The sequence below is a fragment of the Frankia sp. AvcI1 genome (assembly GCF_001420875.1).
In the GTDB taxonomy this organism is placed as follows: domain Bacteria; phylum Actinomycetota; class Actinomycetes; order Frankiales; family Frankiaceae; genus Frankia; species Frankia alni.
In genome coordinates, this window is sequence record NZ_LJFZ01000004.1 from 128,978 (window position 1) to 152,445 (window position 23,468).

Sequence of the window (23,468 nt, forward strand, 5' to 3'; positions counted from 1 at the left end):
NCCACGCCGAGCGCGGCCGACGGCTCGACCACGAGGCCGGCGTGGTCGAGGAGCAGCCGCATCCCGGCGATGATCGACGCCTCCCGGACCAGGACCGCGTCGTCGGCGACGAGGAGGAGGTCGTTGAGGACGGCCGGGATGGGACGTCGACCGGCGACGCCGTCGGCAATGGTGTTGGTCGCGTCGGTGGTGACGACGCGCCGCCGGCGCCACGAGTGGGTCATCGCCGGTGCGCCCAGCGGCTGGACGCAGATCACCTCGACGTCGGGCGCCAGGGCCTTCACCACATGACCCACCCCGGTCGCCAGCGCTCCGCCGCCGAGCGCGAGGAGGACCGCGTCGAACGACGGCCCGATGTTGAATGGCGGCCCGGTGTCGACGAGTTCCAGGCCGATGGTCGCCGCGCCCTCGCACGTCTCGAGGTCCAGGCTGTCCTCGACCAGCCGGATGCCGTCGCGGCGCGCGATGNCCGCGGCCCGCTCACGAGCCAGGTCGAAGTCGCCGTCCACCAGCTCCACCCTGGCGTCCAATGCACGGATGCGGGCCAGCTTGGCCGCGGGCGCGTGGCGGGAGGCCACGACGGTGACGTCGAGCCCCCGGCCGCGACCGGACCAGGCGAGGGCCTGGCCGAGATTGCCGGCGCTGGCGCACACCACGGCCCGCGCGCCGGTCTCGGCGAGCCCGCTCGCGACCATCTCGGTGCCGCGGGCCTTGAAGCTGCGCACCGGATTCGCCGTTTCGAGCTTGATGCTCACCGCGCAGCCGAGGTCGGGTTCCAGCGCCTCGCAGCGATACAGCGGAGTGTCGAGAAACACCGGGTCGATGATCCGGCGAGCCGCTCGGATCCGGGCGGTGTCGAGACGCGTTCCCTGCACGGTCCGCCAGCGTAACGCCGCCGGCGACGGTCGGTTTGGGCCTCCCGGCCTCAGCGAGGGCCGGCCGCGTTCCCTGATCCTCGCCGTCGAGGTGTGAGGATATGATCGTGGACGGCGGGGTCCCGACCGGCACCACGGGGCGGTTCCGCGGTTCCGCGGAACCGCAGGCGCCGGACGCGGGGGCTGGTGCTAGCAGGCGAAGGCGAGTTCGGGTCCTTCTGTGCCTGCCCGTGCACGCCGATCGTGCCGAGGGTTCGTGCCACTTTTCGGCGCGGGAGTCCGCTTCCCGTCGCCAGCCACGAGCCCGTGAGAATCAGCAGAAAGCCGAGGAGCATCGTTCTCGTCAGGTTCTCGTGCAGAAAGGGAACGCCCAGCGCCACCGCCACCAGGGGATTGACATAGGTGAACACGGTCCCTCGACTCGCGCCGACCTCGGAGATCAACGCGAGGCAGGTGATCCAGGCCAGCGCCGTACACACCACGCCCAGCACCACAATGCTGCTCTGCGCCTTCCAGCTCGGGGTCGTCCCTGGTAGGCGAAGGGCCGCCACGGGCAGCAGGACCAGGGCCGCCGCGACGCACTCCGCCGTGACCACGCCCAGCCGCGGAAGATGGACGAACGGGCTGCGCTGCACCAGCACCGCGCCCAGGGCATAGCACCCCGAGGCGAGAAGAACGAGCCCCGCGCCGGCCAGGAACACAGTGTCCCCGCCCACCCTCACGCCCAGCAGCGCGGCAACACCGCCCAGGCCGAGGCCCAGGCCCACGGCACGGCGCCGTGACACCCGTTCCCCCGTCAGACGCGGCGCAATCAGGGCCACGAACACGGGTTCCGTCGCGATCAGCAGGCTGGNCATCGACGAGGCGACATGGCGTTCCCCGACGCTGATGCACAGGAAAGGCACGCCGATCTGAACCAGTCCGAGCATGGCGAGACGGAGCCAGCATCCCCGTAAACCCGAGAAGGACCTGGTCGCCAGTGCCACGGGCAGCAGCACCACCACCGCCACGGCGATGCGACCGAAGGTGGCGACGACGGGATCGACCTCGCGAACCGCGACCTTGATGAACAGATACGGAACGCCCCAGAACAGCGCCATCGCAACAAAGAGCAGCCAGCCACGGCGAGTCACGCAGGCCAGAATACTATCCACCACCGCGGGCAGCTGAGTCGCTTCACCTTTTCCGAACAGGAAAGGAATGGCGCAGTGCTCTGGCCTGCTCGGCGCCGAGTCCTCTCGTCCTCTCGTCGTCTTGTCACGGCTGTCGTCTTGTCACGGCGGCCGCCGCGATGGCGACCACCACGCTGCCCCACGTCATCGAGGGCATGTGCGGGGTCGATCCCCGTTCACCCGAGTTCGTCGGCCACNACGCGGACCAGGTCGCCACCGTCACCCGCCTCCTCGGCCTCGACACCGCGGGCTGATGGACAGCCCGGGGTGTCGGCCGCCGACGGGATCAGGCGCGGGCGAAGTACTGGGTGGGGAACGTGTAGGAGGTGCCGTCGGCGTACCGCTCGGTCTCGACGATCGGCAGCCCGGTGTACCTGGTGGATGNCGTGATGTACAGCGTCTCGGTCAGCCCCTGGAAGTTGTACGTGGCGGTCAGCGACGTCCCGTAGACGCCCCATTTCACGCTGCTGGNGTATCCCCAGTACGACGAATTCGCGGAAAGCCCGAGGAAGGCGTGGGAGAGGACGCTGACCTTCACGGAGTTCCAGTTCGAGCAGTTCGGGAACTCGAGGGCGACGACGATGAGGTGATCGTCGGGATCGGTGGCCTTCCAGGTTCCCTGGTAGGGATTGTCGGTGCAGGTGGATGCCTGCGCGGCCGGCGCGGTGAGGCCCAGGGTCGCCGTCAGGCCGACCGCCAGAGCGGCCGCGGTGAACAGTGCTCCGAGCCGGCGGACGGGCAGGGCGAAACGACGTGACATGGTTACCCCCGTAACTGGTGATTTCGTTCGCTGCGATTGCAACAATGCCAGCATTCAGTTCGCCGCGCGGTGATTGTCGGCTGCTGTACAGCACCCTGCGGCCCGTTGGCCGGACCAGCACGGGGTCGGCTCTGCCACCACAGGGTCGGCCGGTGCTGGGCGCTGCCGGGGCAGTCTGACGACGCCCTACCAGGACGGACGCGGCCAGATCCGCACGCCGAGGCCCAGTTGCAACCGTCTTGCAGTTACGAGAGGGTTGCATCTGGGCCCGTTGGTGGCTCGTTGGCGGAGCTCTCCTCGCGCCCGAGGACGCCGCCCCGAGGTCCCGCAGTCCCGGTGAGGAGGCTTCTGGTGGCTCACGCGGCTTCCGGCGTCGGCGAGCCGACCCTGGCGAGACGGCTGATCGAGTTCCGGCGCAGCCTCACGGGGGCCGACAGGCGGTCCCTGGCGGGGATGGCCGGGNTCATCGTCCTGCTGCACGTCGTGGGGTTCGTCGTCCTGCTCACCCTCGTCACCCCGCACGACTACCGTCTCGGTGGCGATCATCCCGTGTTCACCGCCGGGGTCGGCGTCCTGGCCTATACCTTCGGGCTGCGCCACGCCTTCGACGCCGATCACATCGCCGCCGTCGACAACGCCACCCGAAAGATCATCGCCGACCACGCGGCGAGGGGAGCCGAAGGCGCCGGCCCCCAGCGCCGACCGCTCTCGGTCGGGTTCTGGTTCTCCCTCGGCCACTCGACGATCGTGTTCGCNCTCGCGTTCCTGCTCTCCGTCGGCATCAAGTCCCTGGTCGGCCCGATCGAGGACGACTCCTCCACGCTGCACACCATCACCGGCGTGATCGGCCCGTCGGTCTCGGGGGTGTTCCTGTGGGTGCTCGGGATCCTGAACCTTGCCGCCCTGCTCGGCATCGTCAGGGTCTTCCGCGAGATGCGCCACGGGCAGTACGACGAGCAGGAGCTCGAACGGCGGCTGNAGTCCCGCGGCTTCATGNACCGTTTTCTCGGCGGCCTGACGAAGACGGTCACCAGGCCGTGGAACATCTACCCGATCGGTGTGCTGTTCGGCCTCGGGTTCGACACCGCGACCGAGGTCGGCCTGCTCGTCCTCGCCGGCGGCGCCGCGGCGTTCAACCTGCCCTTCTACTCGATCCTCGTGCTGCCGATCCTGTTCGCCGCCGGCATGTGTCTCATGGACACCATCGACGGCGTCTTCATGAACGCCGCCTACGGCTGGGCCTTCGCCCGTCCTGTCCGCAAGGTGTTCTACAACCTGANGATCACGGCCATCTCCGTGATCGTCGCCCTCGCCATCGGCACGATCGAACTCGTCGGCGTCCTCGCCGACCGGTTCACGATCGAGTCCGGGCCCCTCGCCTGGATCGCCACCATCAACCTCGACTACGCCGGCTACGCCATCGTCGGCCTGTTCGTCCTCGCCTGGGCCGTCGCGCTCGCCGTCTGGTACTTCGGCCGCGTCGAGGAACGCTGGTCCGCCAACCTCACCTACGAATCGACCCGGTCCACCGAAACGACCACCTGATCGCGCCACCGGGCGGCTAGGGCGGGTGAGGCTCGACGGCGACCGCAGCAGGATAACTTAGTGCACCTGCACGCCCGAGGGCTCGGACCTCCAGGTGGATCTTTGCTGGACGACTAGCCTTGGGTGATGGTGAACGGTCGGTTGCCGCGGGGGTCGCTCGACTCCGAGGTGATCCTGATGGCGGCGGAGCGGTTGGCCGCGGAGGCGGGTCTGGCCGAGGTCACCATCCGCAAGGTGGCCGCGGTCCTCGGGGTGCANCATCCCGCGGTTCACTACCACTTCCCTCGGCGGCACGATCTTGTCGATGCGCTGCTGGGGCGAGNGGTGCGGCGCTTCAACGAGGNCCTGCCGGTGATCGACTCCGACGACTGGGAGACGCACCTGCGCGGCTACTGGGAGGGCTACCGGGCGGCGCTGCGGTCCGATCCGGCGCTGTTCGAGCTGGTGGTGGGCCAGTGGGCGACCATGGGTCGGTCACAGCAGGCGCTCGACTCCAGTTACGGGCGGATCGACGCGCAGCTCGGGGTGCTGCTGCGGGCGGGCTTCACCCCCGAGCAGGCGGGGTACGCCTACCACCTGCTCTCGACCTACACGCGTGGGTGCCTGGCGAGCGAGCACGAGTTCGCGCGGTACCTGGNCCCGGACCGGGACGACGCGCTGCANGGGTCGCACGTGGACCTGCCCGGCGACCTCGACCAGTTCCCGAACCTGCATGAGGTCACCAAGCGCGGCTGGTCCTACACCTTCGCGACCGACGCCGACTTCGACCACGGTCTCACCGTCATCATCGCGGGGCTGCGGGCCTGGTTGCGGGCGGCGGGCTGACGAGCCGAGCCGGCACGGCCGTTCGCTGGACATCCTGACCATCGGTCAGTAACGTCCGTCCCGAAGATGCTGACCACTGGTCAGTACCTNGGTTCGACCGGTCGTCTGGAGGCCGCCGTGGGCACGTTCGAGTTCACCGACGATCATGAAGCGCTGCGGTCGACGGTGCGGGCGTTCGTCGAGGAGACCTTCCCCGAGGCGCAGGTGCGTCGGCTGATGGCGGCGCCGTCGGCGTTGGAGCGTCCGGTCTGGGAGCGGATGGCCCGCGAGCTGGGGCTGCAGGGGCTGGTGGTGCCCGAGGAGCACGGCGGTGCGGGGGCCGGCCCGGTGGAGTTGGCGATCGTGCTGGAGGAGTTCGGACGCCGGCTGGTGCCGGTGCCGTTTCTGTCGACGGCGCTGGCCACGATCGCGCTCACCGGCGGCGACCGAGCGGTGACCTCGGGCCACCTCGAGGCGGTCGCCGAGGGTCGGGTGGTGGCCACGGTCGCCGTCGCCGAGGACGACGGCGGCTGGGATGCGGCCGGGGTGCGCTGCAGCGCGGTCGGCGACGGCGACGGGGGCGGGTGGCGGCTGACCGGAACGAAGTCCTTCGTGCCGGACGGCCTGGCGGCCGATCTTCTGGTGGTGGCGGCGCGCACCGAGGCCGGCGTCGGACTGTTCGCCGTCGACGGCGCCGCGGACGGGGTGTCGCGCGCCGCGCTGGAGGTCTTCGACCTCACCCGGCGCCTCGCCCGGGTGCGCCTCGACGGCGTGGCCGCGACGCCGCTGACGGCCCCGGCGGACGAGGCCGCGTTCGACCGTTTCCTCGACGCCGCCCGGATCGCGGTGGCCGCGGAGCAGGTCGGCGGCGCCGATTTCACGCTCGCGATGGCCGTCGGGTACGCCAAGGAGCGGGTGCAGTTCGGCCGGGCGATCGGCAGCTTCCAGGCGGTGAAACACCTGTGCGCCGACGCCTTCGTCGACGTCGAGTCCGCCCGCTCGGCCGCCTACTACGGGGCGTGGGCCGTCGCGCAGGACAGCCCGGAGGTCCCCACGGTCGCGCCGCTGGCCAAGNCGTTCTGCTCCGAGGCGTTCTTCGCCACGGCCCGGACGAACATGCAGGTGCACGGGGGCATCTCGTTCACCTACGAGCACCCGGCCCATCTGTACTACCGGCGCGCCAAGTCCGGGGTGCAGCTGTGGGGCAGTCCCCGCGCGCACCGTGACCTGCTGGCCACCCGAATCGGTCTGTGATCGCACCCTTCGGGTGCACGTGAACGACGAGGAGGAACCCGATGACCGCGACGACAGGGCCGGGCACGCCGCCGCAGGCGTCGAAGGAGGCGTCTGAGGAGGCGTCGGCGCAGCGGGTACGCGCGCAGGTGGCGGCGTGGCTGGCCGAGAACTGGCAGCCCGGCGGCGGGGGCCCGCAGTGGCGGGAGCGGCTCGTCGACTCCGGGTGGGCGGCCCCGACCTGGCCGGTCGAGTGGTTCGGGCGCGGCCTGCACCGCGATCTGCGTCGGGTGGTCGCCGAGGAGTTCACCCGGGCGGGCGCGAAACCGGTCGCCCTGGACGTGACGCAGCTGTTCGCCAACACGATCCTCGCGCACGGCACGGACGAGCAGAAGAAGTCGTTCGTGCGGCCGCTGGCCCTCGGCGAGCAGCAGGGCTGCCTGCTCTACAGCGAGCCCGGCGCCGGCTCCGACCTCGCGGCGTTGCAGACCCGGGCCGACCGCGACGGCGACACCTGGGTGGTCAACGGCCAGAAGGTGTGGACGTCGGGAGCCCGCGAGGCGACCCACGGCTTCCTCGTCGCACGCACCNACTGGGACGTGCCCAAGCACCGCGGACTGACGTTCTTCTGGCTGCCGCTGGACCAGCCGGGAGTCGACATTCGGCCGATCCACCAGGTCACGGGCGGGTCGGAGTTCAACGAGGTGTTCCTCACCGACGCCGTCGTGGCCGACTCCCACCGGCTTGGCGCGGTCAACGACGGCTGGCGGGTACTGCAGACCGCGCTCGGCTTCGAGCGGCTGATCATGGGGGCCGCCGCCGGTGGCAGTTCCCGTCAGCGCCGGCGGGCCGGCGGGAGCGAGACCACCCTGGCGGACCGGCAGTCGCCGTGGACCCGGCAGATCGGCGGCGCCGACTACGTCGAGCTGGCGAAGAAGGTCGGCAGGGCCGACGACCCCGTCACCCGCCAGGAGATCGCCCGGCTGTACACGCTGGAGAAGGTCAACGCCTGGAACAACCTGCGGGCGCGGGCGGACGCCGGGCGCGGCGCGGCGTCACCGCTGGCGTCCATCGGCAAACTCGCCATGTCCCGCATCGTGCACACCGGCGTGGACGTGACCACGAACCTGCTCGGCGCCTCCTCGGTCCTCGACGGCGACACCGACCCGGTCGCCGCGGAGGTCAACCGCTCGTCGTTCGCCGCGTTCGTCACCTCCATCGGCGGAGGCACCGACCAGATCCAGCGGAACATCATCGGCGAGCGGGTCCTGGGCCTGCCCAGGGAACCCGAAGTCGACAAGAACGTCCCGTTCCGCGAGGTCCGCAAGGCCCAGGCCACCAGGCGGTTCAGTTGACCACCGCCGAGGCGTCGACCACCGCCGATCCGTCGACCAACGCCGAGGCGTCGACCAACGCCGAGGCGGCCGGGACGGGCGAACCGCTCGACCTGCCCCTGACCGGCGTGCGGGTCCTCGATCTGACCACCGGGCCGCTGGCGGCGATCGGCCGTCATCTCGCCGAATGGGGCGCCGACGTCCTGCGCGTCGAGCCGCCCGGCGGCGCCGCCGACCGCCGCACCGGTCGCCGGGTCGGCGGGGTCTCGTTGGCCTTCGCCGCCGCCAACCTCGGCAAACGCGCCGTGTCGCTCGACCTCGCCCAGCCCGCCGACCGGGAGAGGTTCACCGCACTGCTCGCCGACGCCGACATCCTGCTGGAGAGCACGCCGCCGTCCGGCCCGGAGGCGACGACGCTGGACGTCGAGGGCATCCGGCGGGAGCACCCGTCCCTGGTCGTCCTGTCCGCCACGCCGTTCGGCCGGACCGGTCCCCAGGCCGGCTGGCAGGCCACCGGCCCGGTGTTCCACGCCTTGTCCGGCGAGCTGTCGCGCTCGGGCATCCCCGGGCGCGCGCCGCTGCTGCCGCCCGGCGACCTGCCCTACGACTGCGCCGCGGCGCAGGCGGTGTTCGTGGTGCTCCTCGCCTACCTCGAACGCCTGCGCACCGGTCTGGGCGACCACCTCGACTTCGCCGTCCTCGACGGCGCGGTCGCCGCACTCGATCCCGGCTACGGCATCGCCGGCAGCGCCACCGCCGGAGTACCCGCCAGCAAGCTTCCCCGGGGCCGCCCCGAGGCCCGCCACCAGTACCCGATCATTCCCTGCGCCGACGGGTTCGTCCGCCTGTGCATTCTCGCCCCGCGGCAGTGGCGCGCCATGTTCGCGTGGATGGGACGCCCCGCGGAGTTCGCCGACCCCTCCTACGACAAGCTGTCCACCCGCTTCGCCTCCACCACCCTGCTGCCGGCGATAGCACGCTTCTTCGCCGACAAGACGCGAGCGGAACTCGAACAGGCCGGCCAGCACCACGGCGTCCCCACCGCCGCCGTTCTCGACCTGGACGAGGCGCTGGAATCCGAGCAGGTCCGCGCCCGAGGCGCCTTCAGCCCGGTCGAACTCGCTCCGGGGATGGCGGCACCCTTCCCGAACGGCGTGCTGGAACTGGACGGTCACCGCGCCGGAGTCCGAGGCCCGGCGCCCACGCTCCCCCCGGACTCCTCGCCGGCGGCGCAGGGCTGGGGCGACCGACCGATCCCAGGCCCAGGCCCAGGTCCGGACCCGGCTCCGGGCCCGGACCCACGGGACGGTTCCGTCGATCCCGGCCGTCGGCCGCTGGCCGGACTGCGTGTCCTCGACCTCGGTGTCATCGTCGTCGGCGCCGAGCAGGGGCGTCTGCTTGCCGACCAGGGCGCCGACGTCATCAAGGTCGAGAACGACGCCTTTCCCGACGGCAGCCGCCAGGCCCGCGACGGCAGTGTCATGACGGTGACCTTTGCCGCCGGCCACCGCAACAAGCGCAGCCTCGGCCTCGACCTGCGTTCACCACGAGGCAAGGACCTGTTCCGGCGACTGGTTGCCGACACCGACGTCGTGCTCACCAACTACCGTCCCGGCACCCTGGAATCCCTCGGACTCGGCTACGACGTCCTGCGCAGCACCAACCCGGCCGTCATCGTCGTGGACAGCTCGGCGTTCGGTTCCACCGGACCGTGGAGCCGCCGGCTCGGCTACGGACCGCTGGTCCGCGCCTGCGCCGGCCTGACCGCGCAGTGGCGCTACCCCGGCGAACCGGACGGATTCTCCGACGCACTCACCGTCTACCCGGACCACGTCGCCGCCCNCATCGGCATCGCCGGCGTCCTCGCGCTGCTGATCCGCCGGCGCCGCACCGGAATCGGCGGAACGGTGAGCGTCAGCCAGACCGAGGTCATGCTCGGCCACGCCGCCGCGACCGTCGCCGACAAAGCCCTCCTCCGCGCCGGCGTCGAGGTCGAAGGGCCCACCGAACCGGATGCGCCCTGGGGGGTTTTTCCCACCGCAGGCGACGACGACTGGTGCGTCGTCACCGTCCGCGGCGACGGCGACTGGCAGGCTCTGTGCCGCGTCCTCGACCGCCCCGACCTCGCCACCGAACCCGCCCTCACCAGCGCGTACGGACGCGCCGGCGCCCGAGATCGGATCGACGCCGCCCTCACCGACTGGCTCGCCCAGCACGGCGCCGTCGAGGCCATGACCCGGCTCCAGGCGGCCGGCATACCCGCCGGCGCGATGCTGCGCGTCTCCGAACTGCCCTCGTTCCCCTACTACGCCCAGCGTGGCGTCTTCCGGCTGTCCGGACATCCGCGTATCAGACAGACCTTCTACCTGGAGAACGCACCCGTCGTTTCCGACCGACTGCCCGACCCCCCCGACATCCCCGCCCCGCTGCTCGGCGAACACACCGAACAGATCCTCCGGGAAACACTCGGCCGCACCGACGCCGAAACAGCCGAGCTGCTGTCCGCCGACGGTCGAATAGCCGGCGCAACCCGCTGACCCCGCCCTGGTCGGTTCGACCGGAGGAGGCGCCGGCCGCGGAACTGGGGTTACGACATGTCTGGGGTGACGACTGCGTGGCCGGTGTTCGGGTGCCGTGGTCGTCGGGCGTCTGGTGATGCGTGCCAGGCCGACTCGTCAGGATAGGAGCCATGTGGGTGCCGTTGCCGCTGGGGGAGAGGTTGTGGGCCGAGGTGGGTTCACCTCGGCGGGCCCGCCGGCTGGGTAGCAGTCCGCGATCCCGCGTGTGGCGGGTGGAACTGTCCGGCACACCTGCGGTGGTCAAGCAGCTCATCGACGGGCCGGGGGGCGCCGAGAGATATGCCCGGGAGGTGGCCGCGCTGACGCTGGCGTCTCGCGTGGACCCGCCCGTGGCGCCGAGGCTCCTCGGGACCGATCCGGACCAGCGGNTCCTGGTTCTGGAATACCTGGACCATCAGCGGCCGCGGGAGGACTGGGTGGTCGCCTACGCCGAGGCGCTGGCTCGGCTCCACGCTTCCACGGGAGTCGAGGACACGGGTGTTCTGCCGGCCTGGTCCGGCGGCCCGACCCGCAACGACGTCGACTCCTTCCTCCGGCTGGCCCACGCGCTCGGCGTCGCCGCGCCTCGCGGAGTACGCNCCGAGCTGGACGACCTCGTGAGCCGCCTGGCCCGTTCACCGGGCAGTGCCCTGCTGCACGGCGACCCGTGCCCGGGTAACGACCTGCACACCAGCAGCGGTGTCAGGTTCGTCGATTTCGAACAGGCGGCGCTGGGCGACGGGCTCACCGAACTTGCCTACCTGNGCATCGGATTCCCGACCTGCTGGTGTGTCACCGCGCCGCCGCGGCCGCTGCTGAAAGAGGCGGAAGTCGCCTACCGTGCGGCCTGGCGCCAGCAGACCGGACGTGATGTTCCAGACGATCTCACCGACGCGTGTGCCGGCTGGCTGCTACGAGGTGATGCACTGGTCGAGAGGGCGAAGCGCGAAACCCTTGACCATCTGGCCAGGATTGCGCGCCGTGACTGGCGTTGGGGCACGGCGACGGCGCGCCAACGGCTCACCCACCGCCTCGGAATCGTCAGCCAGATGACCGCTCACGGTGGCGAGCTGGAAGAATTGGGGCAGCTCGCCGCAGCCATGCGCGAAAACGTGCTTACCCGCTGGCCATCACTGCAACCACTGCCCACCCGCCGGCAATGATGCCTCCTCCGACTGGAGCGGCGTTGNCTGTGGAAGCTCACGGCGTGCAAGGAGCGCTACTCGGCGGGCTCGGCGACTTCTCCGTGGAGGTGGGTGAAGAGCACGTCGATCTCGTCAGGTGGGGCGCCGCTCTCCTCGATGCGCTCGCCGGCCAGGTGCTGGGCCNCCGCCACCAGCAGGTCCTCCCGGGACGGGAAGTGGTGCAGCAGCCGGCCGCGGGACACGCCGGCCCTTGTCTGGATCGCCACGGTGGTCGTCCGGGCGTAACCGTCCTCGAACAATCCCCGGACCGCCGCGTCGAGGATGAGTTCGCGGCTGCTGGCGCGGCGTTGCCGCTGGGTACGCCGGGGCTCGGGATCATCGACGGGCATCGGCCGACGATAGCGGGCCGTGCCGGTCCGGCCGGTTCGCGCTCGGGTCGCGGTGGGCGGTCTTGCCGGCCGGTGTCTGCAGGCTGCCAGGGACAGCAGGGCTGCCTGGGACAGCGGGGCTGTCGGGGGCAGCGGGGCTGCCTGGGACAGCGGAGCGCCGACCGTCGGGCCGCAGCCAGGCCGCTCCGGCGGGCGGGCCGGGATGGCCCAGCAGGTAGCCCTGGCCGTAGGGGATGCCCGCGGCCATCGCGGTGGCCAGCTCGGCCGGGGTCTCGATACCCTCCGCGACGACGCTGCCCCCGATCTCACCGGCGACCTCGACCAGGCCGGTGGCGATGGCGCGGCGGGCGGCGTCGGTGTCGATGTCCCGGGTGATGACGCCGTCGAGCTTGATGATGTCCGGGCGCAGGTGCAGGAGCTGCTCCAGGCCCGCATAGCCGGTGCCGATGTCGTCGATGGCGATCCGCACGCCCCGGGTGCGCAGCTTCTCGACGGCCCCCAGCAGGCGCTTGTCGGTTCCGATGTGCTCGTGCTCGGTGATCTCCACGATGATGCGGCCGGCCGCGGCCTCGGGAAGCAGGTCCAGCAGGCCGGCGGAGATGGTGGTGGGGGAGGCGTTGACGGCCAGGGTGAGATCACCGGGCAGGACGGGCAGGACGGCGAGCGCCCGGCCGATCGCGAGCCGTTCCAGTTCGGTGCTCAGCCCGACGGTGGCCGCGTCGGCGTACCAGCGCTGCGCCCCGCGGCGCCCGCCCGGGAACCGGGACAGCGCCTCCACGCCGACGATGCGCTCGTCGGCGAGCCGGAAGATCGGCTGATAGATGATCTGTGGGCCGCCGCTGTCGATGAGGTCGCTGACCTCCTGCCACACCCGGCGCCGCCGCGCCCACATCTCGTGCAGGTCGAGGACGGTGTCGCCGAGGAACGCCGCCAGCAGCCGCAGGAAGCGCCCGTCACGCTCGGGGCTCACCGATCGGGACCGATGCCCCGCGCAGCACAGCAGGCCGTACACCCTGCCCTCGCCGTCGACGATCGGCGCCGAGGCGTAGGAGCCGATGCCCCTGTCCCGGACGTCGCGGCTGCCGGCGAGGACCGGGTCGGCCAGGGTGTCCGGGACNATCGCGGGCAGTTCGCCGGCCAGCACCCGCCCGAGCAGGGAGTCGCCGCGGCTGATCGTCGCGCCCGCGTGCAGGCCGAACCCGGCGACGTCGCCGCACAGCACCTGGAGGACCAGGTGGCCGCCCTCGACCCTGGCCAGCGCGGCGAGGTCCATGTGCAGCTGGCGGCGCAGGATCTCGAGCAGGTCCGCGACCACCGTGTCCGGCTGGGACAGCTCCGTCCCCGTGGCGGCCAACGCCAGCGCGGGCACCATCCGGACCACCTCCACGGGGAGCATGCCCGCCGTGACGTGCGGTCATGCCGGACGACCCCAACGGACGCGACCGCAACGCGCGACCCTGACGGCTGGCCCCGACGGGGGTCTCGGCGGGGGTCTCGGCGGGTGGTGCCGAAGGGTGGTCTCGACGGAAGGGCCGGCGACCGGGCCGGGAGCCGGGGCCTGGTCTCAGGCCAGCGCGGCGACGACGGTGTCGCGGATGAGCTCGGCGAGCCGGGGTGGCGCGCCCCGGCGGGTGCGGATGTGCAGCGGCTCGGGGGTGACCGGGGGCAGGTCGTCGCGGCGGACCAGGCCGGGTGGGACCGGGCCGACATCCGCGAGCAGCGCCACCCCGACGCCGGCCCGGGCGGCCTGCAGCACTCCGGCGAGGTGACCGGCCTCGCCGACCACCCAGGCGGTGCGGCCGACCCGTGCCAGGGTGCTCAGCGCCTGGCTGCGGATCGTGCACGGATCGTTGATNGCCACCAGGGGCAGTGGACGGTCCGGTGGCGGCGGCGTCCAACCCTCGGCCGCGTACCAGGCCAGCGGCAGGGCGCCGGCGGGCCGGGAGACGGCGGCGCGGGCCGAGCCGATGAGCACGGCGACGTCGACCGCGCCCTGGTCGAGCGCCTCGGTGAGGCGGGCCCCCCGATCGAGGCGGAACTGCACGCGCGCGTCCGGGAACCCGGCGGTGAGCGCCTCCATCCACAGGGGCAACAGGTGATCCGCGGCGTGCTCGGTGGCGCCGACGGTGATCGTGGACGGCCGGGCCGGGCCGCCGACGCCGAGCTGTTCGAGCGTGCCGTCGTGCAGGGCGAGGAGCCGGCGCGCCGCGGCGAGCAGGAGCTCACCGTCGGGGGTGAAGCGGGTGGCCCGACCGTCCGGCTCGACCAGCGGGCGCCCGACCGTCTTCTCCAGCCGCCGGACGTGCTGGCTCACGGCGGACTGCGAGACGCACAGGGTCTCCGCCGCCCGCCGGAAACCGCCGCTGTCGGCGATCGAGATGAGGCTACGCAAAGCGTTTATGTCGAGCACTGAGGACACAGGGCGCACCATAACACGAACCGATCGCGAATCCTGATCGGTGCGATCGCGGATCCGCGTTGGACAACCCGAGGAAAACCAACCATCCTCATGGACATGGTCGGCAGGTCGCGTGCATCCCGGTTCGGGCAGGTCAACGCCCCTCGTGCCGGCTGTGCCGTCGCCGTGCCGCTACCCCAGCGGGTGTTGACCCGCCGGCGGGTGGTCGACTTCGGCATCCTCGCCTCGTCCTGTTGTCGCTGCCGCTGCCGCTGACGCGACCCGCACCGCCGGCGCCAGCCGGACCCGGACGCCGGCCCGGCCACGCCTGACGGTGCCGGCACGGTGACGCCCCGGCCGGTCGGACAGTCCGCCGCTGCGACCGCCGCCTGCCGGCCCGCCGCGACGGGTGGCGCCGCCCCGGCCACCAGTCAGGTCCCGATCCTCGCACGGCGCGACGGCGTCGACGACCGCTGAGTTCGTCCGGCCCTCCGGTGCACGCGGTGCACCACCCGCGCTGTGCAGACCGTCCAGGCCAGGCGCCTCCCGCTCGGCCGCCTCCGCCCCGCCGTCCATCCCTCTACGTCTGCGCCGCCGCCGCGCCCTCGTGCTCGGCCGGCCGGCCGTGCGCGCCTGCCCCGTGCGCCGACCGCCCGCCGGTTCCGCCGTGCCCGCATCCCCCAGCGCGCCCGCACCGCCGGGCCCCCACCCGCCGGGCCCCCACCCTCCGTGCCCCCTACCCTCCGTGCCCCCTACCCTCCGTGCCCGCACCGCACCCCGGCCCGGACCCCCTGACCGGACCGAGTCCCCGACTCCCGGACGAAGGACGCCTCGATGACCTCCGCCCAGCTCTCCACCGCCCCCGCGCCGGCCCCGACCATTGCCGCGTGGGACAACCCGCCCGCCGTCGCCCCGCGCGGAACGATCATTCTGGTCGTCGGGCGCGGTGAGCACCCCGGCGTCTACGAGCGGTTCGGCACCCGGATCGCGTTCGACGGCTACCGCGTGCGCGTCGTCGGGGATCCGACCGCAGATGCGGACGCGGTGACGGCGGACATCCGCACCCTGCTGAGCGACCCCGACCTGCCGGCGCCCCGCGTCCTGGCGGGCTCCGACGCCGGCGCCGCGTTCGTCGCCGCCCTCGTCGCGACGGGGACCGTGCAGGCCGACGCGCTGCTGCTCGTCGGCCTGCCGCCGGCCGATGCCGACGCCTCGGCGGGCACCGCCGCCCCGGCGGACGCCACCTCGATCGCGGCAGGGGCGACGGGGACCGGGACAGGGGCAACCGGGGCGGGGGCGACCAGGACAGGGGCGACCGGGGCGGGGGATGAGGACGGCGAGGGCGAGGGCCGCTGGGCGGCCGAGCTCGCGGCGCGCACGGCCTGCCCGACCCACCAGGCCCGGCTCAGCGCCGACCCGCACCTGCGCCGCGGGGGCCTGGACACGCCCGTCCCGCCGGCCTGGCTCGCCGACGGCGACCTGGGCCGGGTGGACCTGCCGGTGCTGGGTCTGCACGGCACGGCCGACCTCGTCAGCCCGCTCGGCCAGGCGCGCGCCCGGTACGCGGCGGCGCCCCGGGCCGAGCTGGTCACCATCGACGGGGGCAGGCACGACGCCCTCAACGACGCCACCCACCGCACCNCCGCCGCCGCCATCGTGCTGTTCCTCGAACGCCTGCGGCTCGGTAGCGAACTGCCCGCCATCGCGCGCTGGTCGTGACCTGCCCCCACCGCCCCCGCGCCTGACCGCCTTCCCGGAGGACCCTGATGCCCGTCGAGTTCATCAGCGCGATCAACATCAACCAGTCCAACGAGCTCAACCGGCTCGGGCAGACCGACATCGACCTGCCGTTCTTCAAGCGGTACGCGCGGGCGCTGGACGAGGGCGGCTTCGACTACACGCTCGTGGCCTACAGCTCGTCGTTCCACGACCCGTTCACCCTGGCCTCCGCGATCACCCAGCACACCGAGCGGGTCAGGCCCATCGTGGCGCTGCGGCCCAACACGATGTACCCGACGGTCGCCGCCAAGCAGCTCGCCACGCTGGACCAGCTCAGCGGCGGGCGGGCCGTCGTGCACTTCATCGCCGGTGGCGACGACCGCGAGCAGGCCCGCGAGGGTGACCGGCTGAGCAAGACCGAGCGGTACGCCCGGCAGTCGGAGTACATCGACATCCTGCGCAAGGTGTGGACCTCGACGACCCCGTTCGACCACGCCGGGACCTACTACTCGTTCGAGGACTTCGTCTCGCTGGTCCGGCCGGTCAACGGCACCATCCCGGTGTCGGTGGGCGGCTCGTCGGCCGAGGCCTACCAGGTCGGCGGCGCCAAGGGCGACATCTTCGGGCTCTGGGGCGAACCGCTGGCCGAGACGAAGCAGCAGATCGACGCGGTGTACGAGCAGGCCCGCCTCGCCGGGCGCAGCGACACCCCGCGGATCTGGGTCACCTTCCGGCCGATCATCGCCCCGACCGAACAGCTCGCCTGGGAGAAGGCGCACCAGATCCTCGGCGTCCTGNAGGGCAACGGCGGGATCGTCCACAAGGGCTTCCGGGTGGGCGGCAACGCCACCCCGGCCAACGTCGGCTCCCAGCGGCTGCTGGCCGCCGCCGCCCGCGGCGAGGTGCACGACCGCGCGCTGTGGACCGCCACCGCCAAGGCGACCAACGCCGCCGGTGCGTCGACCGCGCTGGTCGGGACGCCCGAGACGGTCGCCGCCGCGATCCTCGACTACGTCGACCTCGGCGCCGAACTCGTCTCGATCCGCGGGTACGACAACTTCAACGACGTCGTCGACTACGGACGCTACGTCCTGCCGCTGGTGCGCCAGGAGCTGGCCCACCGGGAGGCGACGGGCCGTCGCGGCGAGGTCGTACCACTCGACGCCGGGCTGCCCCAGCCAGAGCTCGTCGGCGCGGCCGGGGCGCGGGTGGCGTCATGACCGCCCCGTCCGACGTGATCCCGCCGTCGATCGCCGAAGCCGGCTCCGTGCTGGGCGGCGAGGCCGCGCCGGCCGGACAGGCCGTGGCCGCGGCGCCGCTGCCCGACGTCGACATCTCCGACGAGGCGCTGGCCCGGGTCGGCGCCCAGCTCGCCGCCACCGCCGAGGAGTACGACCGGTCGGGGGCGTTCCCCTGGAAGGGCGTGCAGGCCGTGCACGACGCGGGCCTGCTGCGCCTGGGCATCGACCCGCGCTACGGCGGGCGGGCACTGAGCCCGACCGACAGCATCCGGGTGTTCGAGGCCCTCGGCAAGGGCGACCCGTCGGTGGCGCTGGTCTCCGCGATGACCGTCTTCCAGCACGTGCTGCAGGCCCGGGACCCGTTCTGGCCCGACGAGCTCTACCGCACGGTCGTCGCCGACTCGCTGGAGCGCCCGGTGCTGCTCAACGCGATCCGGGCCGAGCCGGAGCTCGGCGCCCCGGCCCGCGGCGGCCTGCCGGCGACGAAGATCCGCCGGACCGCCGACGGCTGGGTGGTCAACGGGCACAAGGGCTTCGCGACCAGCTCCGAGGGGCTGAGCTACCACCTGGTGTGGGTCGCCACCGAGGAGGACGACCCGCTGCTCGGGCACGTGATCATCCCCGCTTACACGCCCGGCATCGAGATCGTCCGCACCTGGGACCACTTCGGGCTGNGGGCGAGCAGCACCCACGACGTGATCTACCGCGACGTCGAGGTGCCGGCGGCGAACTTCCGCGGGCTGCCCGCCTCCGCCCAGACCCCGGACGCCGGGTTCGCCGCCGTCGGGATCGGGGCGACCGCCCTGTACATCGGGGTGGCCCGGGCCGCGCAGGAGTTCTTCCTGCGCTTCGCCAACGAGCGGGTCCCCACGGCGCTGGGCCGCCCGATCGCCACGACCGAGCGGATCCAGACGGTCGCCGGCGAGATCGAGGCGCAGCTCGTCGCCGCCGAGGAGATCGCCTTCGGGGTGGCCCGCCGCTTCGAGCAGGGCGCGCCGGAGGCGGCGGAACGCTCCGTTCTCGCCAAGCCGCTCATCGCCCGGGCGGCGATCACCGCCGTGCAGACCGCGGTCGCCGCGATCGGCAACCCCGGCCTGACCCGGCGCAACCCGCTCGAACGCCACCTGCGCGACGTCCACTGCGTCCGGGTCCACCCGCCGCAGGAGGACACCGCGCTGCTCATCGCGGGCCGGCGCGTCCTCGCCGCCGCGGCGCCCGCCGCCGGCTAGCCGCCGCGTCCCCACCCTCCCGGCCCCGGGCCTGGAACCCGTCCATCCCGTCCATCCCGTCCGCACGTCGCGGAACGTCACAAGGGGGAGCACCATCACCATGTCCACGTCGCACCGTCATCGAACGACGAGACGGCTGGCCGCTACGGCCGTCTCGGTCCTCGCGGCCGTCTCCCTCGCGGCCTGCGGGAGCGGCGGCTCCTCCGGTTCCGGTTCCGGCACCTCCGCGGCCGGCGGCGCCCAGGACGGCAAGCCCGTTCCCGGCGGGCGTCTGAAGATCGCCTTCTGGTCGGACTTCCAGGCCTGCATCGACCCGAACCAGGTGTACTGGATCGAGTCCCGCAGCATCGACCGGAACATCGCCGACTCGCTGACCGACCAGGACCCGAAGACCGGCAAGATCGTACCCTGGCTCGCGACGAGCTGGACGGTGAGCCCCGACGCCACCTCGTACACGTTCAACCTGCGCAAGGACGTGACGTTCAGCGACGGCACCAAGTTCGACGCGACCGCGGTCAAGACGGCCTACGACGGGCTGCANGACCTCGGCGCCAAGTCGACGCTCGGCCTGACCTACCTCGCCGGCTACAAGTCGACCACCGTCGTCGACCCGTACACCGTCAAGGTCGACTTCGCCACGCCCAACGCCGCGTTCCTGCAGGCCTCCTCGACGACGACGACGGCCATCCTGTCGCCGGCGACCTACAAGGAGACCCCGGAGGCGCGCTGCGCCGGCAAGGTCGTCGGCTCGGGTGAGTTCACCCTCGACAGCTACTCGGCCGGCAAGTCGGCGAAGCTCACCAGGCGCGCCGGCTACGCCTGGCCCAGCTCGCTGATCGCGAACAAGGGCGCGGCGTACCTCGACGGCATCGACGTCAGCTACATCGCCGAGGACAACGTCCGGGTCGGCAGCCTGACCAACGGCACGATCGACATCGCCTGGCCGCGCCAGCCGATCACCTCCGCCGACCAGCAGGTCATCAAGGCCTCCGGCGCCAGCATCCAGACCCGCGCCCTGCCCGGCATCATCGGGCTGCTGATCCCGAACGTCACCGGCGGCCGGCCGCTGGCCGACCTGCAGGTCCGCAAGGCGCTGTACAAGGCGCTGGACGTGACCAGCTACGCCAAGACCGTGTACTGGGACGACTACCCGGTGGCGAAGAGCCCGGTGACCTCGACCACCCCGTACGCGACGGACGAGTCCGCCAAGCTCGTCCACGACCCCGCCGGGGCGGCGAAGTTGCTCGACCAGGCCGGCTGGGCCCTCGGGCCCGACGGCTACCGGCACAAGGACGGCAAGAAGCTGACGCTGACCTACCTGACCAACGCGGCGGGCCCGGGTGACCAGCTCGTCCAGGACCAGCTCAAGAAGGTCGGCATCGACTACCAGATCAAGGTCGTCACGGCCGCGCAGCTCACCCCGACCGGCAACTCCGGCGACTGGGACCTTGCCGGCGGCTACCTGACCCGGGCGGACCCGAGTGTGCTCGGCTCGTCGCTCGACCAGGCCGTGTCCAAGCAGTACACGGCGAAGTACTCCCAGGACCCGGCGACCGCGGCGAAGATCAGCGCACTGTTCGCCAAGGGGCTGTCCACGGCCGACCCCACCCAGCGCGCCGCCGCCTACAAGGACCTGCAGGACGCCCTGATCGACAACGGGGTGGCCTACCCGCTCTTCGACCGGCTGCAGACCGCCGGCGTCTCCGGCAAGGTGCACGGCTTCGCGTGGACCTCGGAGAGCTTCCTGCGCGCCAACGACATCTGGCTGTCCAAGTAAGGACCCCGCACCCAGCACCGGAACCACCACCGTGGGACCGGAACCCGCCTCCGTAGGACCGGTACCCACATGCCCCGTTATCTCGCCGGTAGGGTCGCCCAGGCACTCGTCGTGCTCTGGGCGGCCTACACCGTCACCTTCATCATCCTGAACGTCCTGCCCAGCGACCCGATCACCCTGCAGCTCGAGGCGAGCGGCTCCGACGTCAGCCAGCTCACCGCGGCGCAGGTGCACGCCCTCAAGGCGCACTACGGCCTCGACGACCCGATCCTCGTGCAGTACTTCCACCACCTGTGGGGGGCGCTGCACCTGGACTTCGGGATGTCGCTGACGCAGAACGTCTCGGTGGGCAGGCTCATCACCGACCGGCTGCCCTCGACGCTCCTGCTCAGCNCCGTCGCGGTGGTGATCATGCTGGTGCTCGGCACCTCCGTCGCCTTCCTCGCCACCTACGTCCAGTGGCGCCCCGCGCGGATGCTGCTGGCCCGGCTGCCCGCCGTCGGCGTCTCGCTGCCGCAGTTCTTCGTCGGGCTGCTGCTCATCCAGATCTTCTCGTTCTCGCTGACCTGGCTGCCCGCGACCGGCACCCACGGCTGGCGTTCCCTGGTCCTGCCGGCGATCACCCTGGCCCTGCCGGGCGCCGCGATGCTNGCCCAACTGCTCACCCGCAGCCTCAGCGACACCTGGCGCGAGCCCTACATCGTCACCGCCCGCGCCAAGGGCCTGTCCCGCTGGACGATCCAGGTCCGCCACGCGCTGCGCAACGCCTCGCTGCCGGCGTTGACCCTGCTCGGCGTGGTCGTCGGGTACACCGTGGTCAACTCGGTCGTCGTCGAGGTGGTGTTCTCCCGCAACGGCATCGGCCAGCTCGCGCAGCAGGCGGTGCTCGGCCAGGACGTGCCCGTCGTCNAGGCCATCGTCCTGATCGCCGCGGCGCTGTTCGTCGTGGTCAGCCTGCTCGTCGACCTGCTCTACTCGCTGCTCGACCCGCGCGTCGCCCGCGCGGCTCGGGCGGCCTGAGGGGGACCGCACCGATGCCCGACAAGATCCTCTCTCCGAACACCGACCTCGTCGCNCCGCCGGAGCAGCGCGGCGCCGTCGCCCGCGCCGCCGGGTCGGCAACGACCGCACCACCGGTCCTCACCCCGGCCGGGATCGCCCAGCCCGGCCCCGCCACCGCGCCGGCCGGCATCGCGGTGCCGGCGGACGTCGCCGATCCGGTCGGCACCGCGGAGCCGGTCGGCACCGCGACCCTGACGTCGGGCGATGCCGGGGCGGACGGGCAGGGGCGGCGACGACGCCACGACCTGCTCGCGGCGGCCGGACCGCTGCTGCGCCGGCCGGGGTTCGTCCTCGCCGCGCTGTTCGTCGTCTTCGTGATCCTGTCGGGCCTGGCGCCGGGGCTGTTCACCTCCTACAAGCCGTCCGCGACGTCCCCGGTCGACAAGCTGAAGGGGCCGAGCCTGCACCACCTGTTCGGCACCGACGAACTCGGCCGGGACCTGTTCAGCCGGGTCCTNCACGGCTCCACCCTGACCATCAAGGCGACCGGCGGCGCGGTGCTCATCGCCATCGTCGCGGGCCTGGCCATCGGCGTCGTCNCCGGCTTCTTCGGCGGCTGGGTCGACAGCCTGCTCATGCGGATCGTCGACATCCTGCTGGCGATCCCGATGCTGCTGATGGCGCTGGTCATCGTCACCGCCCTCGGGTTCGGCCTGCTGCCGATCGCGATCGCCGTCGGAACCACCATCACCCCGACGTTCGCCCGCACCACCCGGGCCGAGGTGCTACGGGTGAAGGAACAGCCCTACGTGGAGGCGGCGCGCACCGGCGGCGCCTCCTGGGGCCGGGTGCTGGTGCGCCACATCCTGCCGAACTCCTGGGGCCCGGTGTCGGTGCTCGCGGTGCTCGACTTCGGCACGGCCGTGCTGGTCGTCTCCTCTCTGAGCTTCCTCGGGTTCGGCACGCCNCCGCCCGCCGCGGAATGGGGCACACTGATTTCCAACGGCCGCAACTTCCTCATCACCAGCCCCTGGCTGTCGTTGCTGCCCGGCCTGTTCGTCGGCCTGGTCGTGTTCAGCCTCAACCACATCGCCCGCACCCTCGAGGAGATGCAGCGATGAGCGCCGAGGCAACGCCGCTCGACGGCCCCGTCCCGCCCGGCGGCCCCGTCCCGCCCGCCGGCACCGGCCCCATCGTGGAGCTGGCCGGGCTGTCCGTCGGCTACCGGCAGCGCGGACGCACGACCCTGGCGGTCGAGGACGTCGACCTCACGATCGCCCCCGGCGAGACGGTGGCCGTCGTCGGCGAGTCCGGCTCCGGCAAGACGACCACGGCGAACGCGATCCTCGGGCTGCTGCCGTCGAGCGGGGTGATCACCGCCGGCCGCATCCGCATCGCCGGCACCGACGTCACCGGCGCCCCCGACCGGGTGCTGCGCACGTTTCGCGGCAACGTCGTCGGGCTCGTCCCGCAGGACCCGATGGTCGGGCTCAACCCGACGATGCGCATCGGCGGGCAGATCGCCGAGGTGGTGCGCCGCCGCGGCGTCGACAAGCGCCTCGTCCACGCGGAGGTGATCGAGGCGCTGGAGCGCGCCGGGGTGGACCAGCCGGCGGTGCGCGCCCGGCAGTACCCGGGCGCGCTGTCCGGCGGGCTGCGCCAGCGGGTGCTCATCGCGATCGCGATCGCCGGGCATCCCCGGCTCATCGTCGCCGACGAGCCGACCAGCGCGCTCGACGTCACCGTGCAGCGGCGCATCCTCGACCACCTCGGCGGCCTCGTCACCGAGACCGGCGCGTCGCTGCTGATCATCACGCATGATCTCGGGGTGGCCGCCGACCGGGCCGACCGGGTCGTGGTCATGCAACGCGGCCGGATCGTCGAGCAGGGCGAGCCCGAGGCGATCCTGCTGCGGCCCCGGGAGCCCTACACCCGCCACCTCATCGCCGCCGCCCCGGCGCTGTCGCACGCCGGCGGCGTCGTGCCCCACTTCACCGGCGTCACCCCGGCACCCGAGGTGCTGCGCCTGGACGGGATCGGCAAGGACTTCCGGCTGCCGCGCACCGCCGGCGGCGAGCGGACGTTCCGGGCCCTCGACGACGTCACCCTGTCGGTGCGCGCCGGGCAGACCCTCGGGCTCGTCGGCGAGTCCGGCTCCGGCAAGACCACCGCGCTGCGCATCGCGATGGGCCTGGAGAAGCCGACCCAGGGCCGGGTCCACCTCGACGGCGTCGACATCACCGACGCCGGCTGGTCGCAGCTGCGCCCGCTGCGGCGGCGCTTCCAG

Annotated in this window: 13 protein-coding genes and 26 pseudogenes; 30 read left to right on the forward strand and 9 right to left on the reverse strand. The window is 72.4% G+C overall.

All coding sequences use genetic code 11. The features are described from left to right. Position 1: 1 nt before the first annotated feature. The 4 genes and pseudogenes from UK94_RS41320 to UK94_RS41330 all read right to left on the reverse strand — a co-directional run. A pseudogene (locus UK94_RS41320) lies at positions 2-468 on the reverse strand (pyridoxal-phosphate dependent enzyme); the annotation flags it as partial. Between the two features lies 1 nt (position 469). Continuing rightward, positions 470-875: pseudogene (locus tag UK94_RS41325) on the reverse strand (PLP-dependent lyase/thiolase); the annotation flags it as partial. Positions 876-925: 50 nt separating this feature from the next. Then, on the reverse strand, positions 926-1,728 hold an 803-nt coding region (locus UK94_RS05935), incomplete at its 5' end, for a DMT family transporter (protein WP_235486655.1). Position 1,729: 1 nt separating this feature from the next. Then, a pseudogene (locus UK94_RS41330) lies at positions 1,730-1,975 on the reverse strand (EamA family transporter); the annotation flags it as partial. Positions 1,976-3,270: 1,295 nt separating this feature from the next. Here UK94_RS41330 and UK94_RS41335 point away from each other — a divergent pair. The 16 genes and pseudogenes from UK94_RS41335 to UK94_RS41400 all read left to right on the forward strand — a co-directional run. Further along, positions 3,271-3,562: pseudogene (locus UK94_RS41335) on the forward strand (HoxN/HupN/NixA family nickel/cobalt transporter); the annotation flags it as partial. A 1-nt stretch (position 3,563) separates the two neighbouring features. Further along, positions 3,564-3,785 (forward strand): annotated as a pseudogene (locus tag UK94_RS41340) (HoxN/HupN/NixA family nickel/cobalt transporter); the annotation flags it as partial. A 19-nt stretch (positions 3,786-3,804) separates the two neighbouring features. Continuing rightward, positions 3,805-4,086: pseudogene (locus tag UK94_RS41345) on the forward strand (HoxN/HupN/NixA family nickel/cobalt transporter); the annotation flags it as partial. 1 nt (position 4,087) lies between these two features. After that, a pseudogene (locus UK94_RS41350) lies at positions 4,088-4,352 on the forward strand (HoxN/HupN/NixA family nickel/cobalt transporter); the annotation flags it as partial. 177 nt (positions 4,353-4,529) lie between these two features. After that, positions 4,530-4,609, forward strand: a pseudogene (locus UK94_RS41355) (TetR family transcriptional regulator); the annotation flags it as partial. 1 nt (position 4,610) lies between these two features. Then, positions 4,611-4,674 (forward strand): annotated as a pseudogene (locus tag UK94_RS72930) (hypothetical protein); the annotation flags it as partial. A 29-nt stretch (positions 4,675-4,703) separates the two neighbouring features. Beyond that, positions 4,704-4,989 (forward strand): TetR/AcrR family transcriptional regulator C-terminal domain-containing protein (locus tag UK94_RS41360; protein WP_235486786.1); only part of this gene is annotated, 286 nt, incomplete at its 3' end. A 26-nt stretch (positions 4,990-5,015) separates the two neighbouring features. Next, a pseudogene (locus UK94_RS41370) lies at positions 5,016-5,177 on the forward strand (TetR family transcriptional regulator); the annotation flags it as partial. Between the two features lie 90 nt (positions 5,178-5,267). Continuing rightward, a pseudogene (locus tag UK94_RS05955) lies at positions 5,268-6,230 on the forward strand (acyl-CoA dehydrogenase family protein); the annotation flags it as partial. A 1-nt stretch (position 6,231) separates the two neighbouring features. Further along, positions 6,232-6,410: pseudogene (locus tag UK94_RS41375) on the forward strand (acyl-CoA dehydrogenase family protein); the annotation flags it as partial. Positions 6,411-6,451: 41 nt separating this feature from the next. Next, positions 6,452-6,979 (forward strand): acyl-CoA dehydrogenase family protein (locus UK94_RS41380; protein WP_235486657.1); only part of this gene is annotated, 528 nt, incomplete at its 3' end. Between the two features lies 1 nt (position 6,980). After that, a pseudogene (locus UK94_RS41385) lies at positions 6,981-7,744 on the forward strand (acyl-CoA dehydrogenase family protein); the annotation flags it as partial. Between the two features lie 107 nt (positions 7,745-7,851). Continuing rightward, on the forward strand, positions 7,852-9,565 hold a 1,714-nt coding region (locus UK94_RS05965), incomplete at its 3' end, for a CoA transferase (protein ID WP_235486787.1). Between the two features lies 1 nt (position 9,566). Continuing rightward, a pseudogene (locus tag UK94_RS41390) lies at positions 9,567-10,260 on the forward strand (CoA transferase); the annotation flags it as partial. Positions 10,261-10,412: 152 nt separating this feature from the next. Further along, a pseudogene (locus tag UK94_RS41395) lies at positions 10,413-10,670 on the forward strand (hypothetical protein); the annotation flags it as partial. Between the two features lie 426 nt (positions 10,671-11,096). Beyond that, on the forward strand, positions 11,097-11,444 hold the full coding sequence (locus UK94_RS41400) for a DUF4398 domain-containing protein (protein ID WP_235486789.1): 348 nt from the start codon (positions 11,097-11,099) through the stop codon (positions 11,442-11,444). Between the two features lie 166 nt (positions 11,445-11,610). On the opposite strand, the pseudogene UK94_RS05975 reads toward UK94_RS41400, so the two are convergent. From UK94_RS05975 to UK94_RS05985, 5 genes and pseudogenes are all read right to left on the reverse strand, one after another. Continuing rightward, positions 11,611-11,815: pseudogene (locus tag UK94_RS05975) on the reverse strand (helix-turn-helix domain-containing protein); the annotation flags it as partial. Continuing rightward, positions 11,802-12,932, reverse strand: a 1,131-nt coding sequence (locus tag UK94_RS05980) for an EAL domain-containing protein (RefSeq protein WP_235486660.1), incomplete at its 5' end; no start/stop codon positions are given. The gene UK94_RS05980 and the pseudogene UK94_RS05975, both read right to left, overlap by 14 nt. A 1-nt stretch (position 12,933) precedes the next feature. Continuing rightward, positions 12,934-13,211: pseudogene (locus UK94_RS41405) on the reverse strand (diguanylate phosphodiesterase); the annotation flags it as partial. A gap of 168 nt (positions 13,212-13,379) precedes the next feature. Continuing rightward, positions 13,380-13,670: LysR substrate-binding domain-containing protein (locus UK94_RS41410; RefSeq protein WP_235486662.1), on the reverse strand; the 291-nt coding region annotated here is incomplete at its 5' end. A gap of 1 nt (position 13,671) precedes the next feature. Further along, positions 13,672-14,234, reverse strand: a pseudogene (locus UK94_RS05985) (LysR family transcriptional regulator); the annotation flags it as partial. An 813-nt stretch (positions 14,235-15,047) separates the two neighbouring features. Here UK94_RS05985 and UK94_RS05990 point away from each other — a divergent pair. The 14 genes and pseudogenes from UK94_RS05990 to UK94_RS41475 form a co-directional block, all read left to right on the forward strand. Beyond that, positions 15,048-15,854: lysophospholipase (locus UK94_RS05990; protein ID WP_235486664.1), on the forward strand; the 807-nt coding region annotated here is incomplete at its 3' end. A 125-nt stretch (positions 15,855-15,979) separates the two neighbouring features. Next, the coding region (locus UK94_RS41415; protein WP_235486666.1) for an LLM class flavin-dependent oxidoreductase at positions 15,980-16,729 on the forward strand (750 nt) is incomplete at its 3' end. Position 16,730: 1 nt separating this feature from the next. After that, positions 16,731-17,152: pseudogene (locus UK94_RS41420) on the forward strand (LLM class flavin-dependent oxidoreductase); the annotation flags it as partial. After that, positions 17,149-17,847: acyl-CoA dehydrogenase family protein (locus UK94_RS41425; protein WP_235486667.1), on the forward strand; the 699-nt coding region annotated here is incomplete at its 3' end. The pseudogene UK94_RS41420 and the gene UK94_RS41425, both read left to right, overlap by 4 nt. Position 17,848: 1 nt before the next feature. Next, positions 17,849-18,402, forward strand: a pseudogene (locus tag UK94_RS41430) (acyl-CoA dehydrogenase family protein); the annotation flags it as partial. Positions 18,403-18,502: 100 nt separating this feature from the next. Then, on the forward strand, positions 18,503-18,942 hold a 440-nt coding region (locus UK94_RS41435; RefSeq protein WP_235486669.1), incomplete at its 3' end, for an ABC transporter substrate-binding protein. A gap of 1 nt (position 18,943) precedes the next feature. After that, positions 18,944-20,179 (forward strand): annotated as a pseudogene (locus UK94_RS06005) (ABC transporter substrate-binding protein); the annotation flags it as partial. Positions 20,180-20,248: 69 nt separating this feature from the next. Beyond that, on the forward strand, positions 20,249-20,572 hold a 324-nt coding region (locus UK94_RS41440; RefSeq protein ID WP_235486671.1), incomplete at its 3' end, for an ABC transporter permease. A gap of 81 nt (positions 20,573-20,653) precedes the next feature. After that, positions 20,654-20,829, forward strand: a pseudogene (locus UK94_RS41445) (ABC transporter permease); the annotation flags it as partial. A gap of 1 nt (position 20,830) precedes the next feature. Continuing rightward, positions 20,831-21,088, forward strand: a pseudogene (locus UK94_RS41450) (ABC transporter permease subunit); the annotation flags it as partial. Position 21,089: 1 nt separating this feature from the next. Continuing rightward, positions 21,090-21,199, forward strand: a pseudogene (locus UK94_RS41455) (ABC transporter permease); the annotation flags it as partial. Positions 21,200-21,781: 582 nt separating this feature from the next. Then, a pseudogene (locus UK94_RS41465) lies at positions 21,782-22,148 on the forward strand (ABC transporter permease); the annotation flags it as partial. A 1-nt stretch (position 22,149) separates the two neighbouring features. Then, positions 22,150-22,302: pseudogene (locus tag UK94_RS41470) on the forward strand (ABC transporter permease); the annotation flags it as partial. Beyond that, positions 22,299-23,468, forward strand: a 1,170-nt coding sequence (locus tag UK94_RS41475) for an ATP-binding cassette domain-containing protein (protein ID WP_235486673.1), incomplete at its 3' end; no start/stop codon positions are given. The pseudogene UK94_RS41470 and the gene UK94_RS41475, both read left to right, overlap by 4 nt.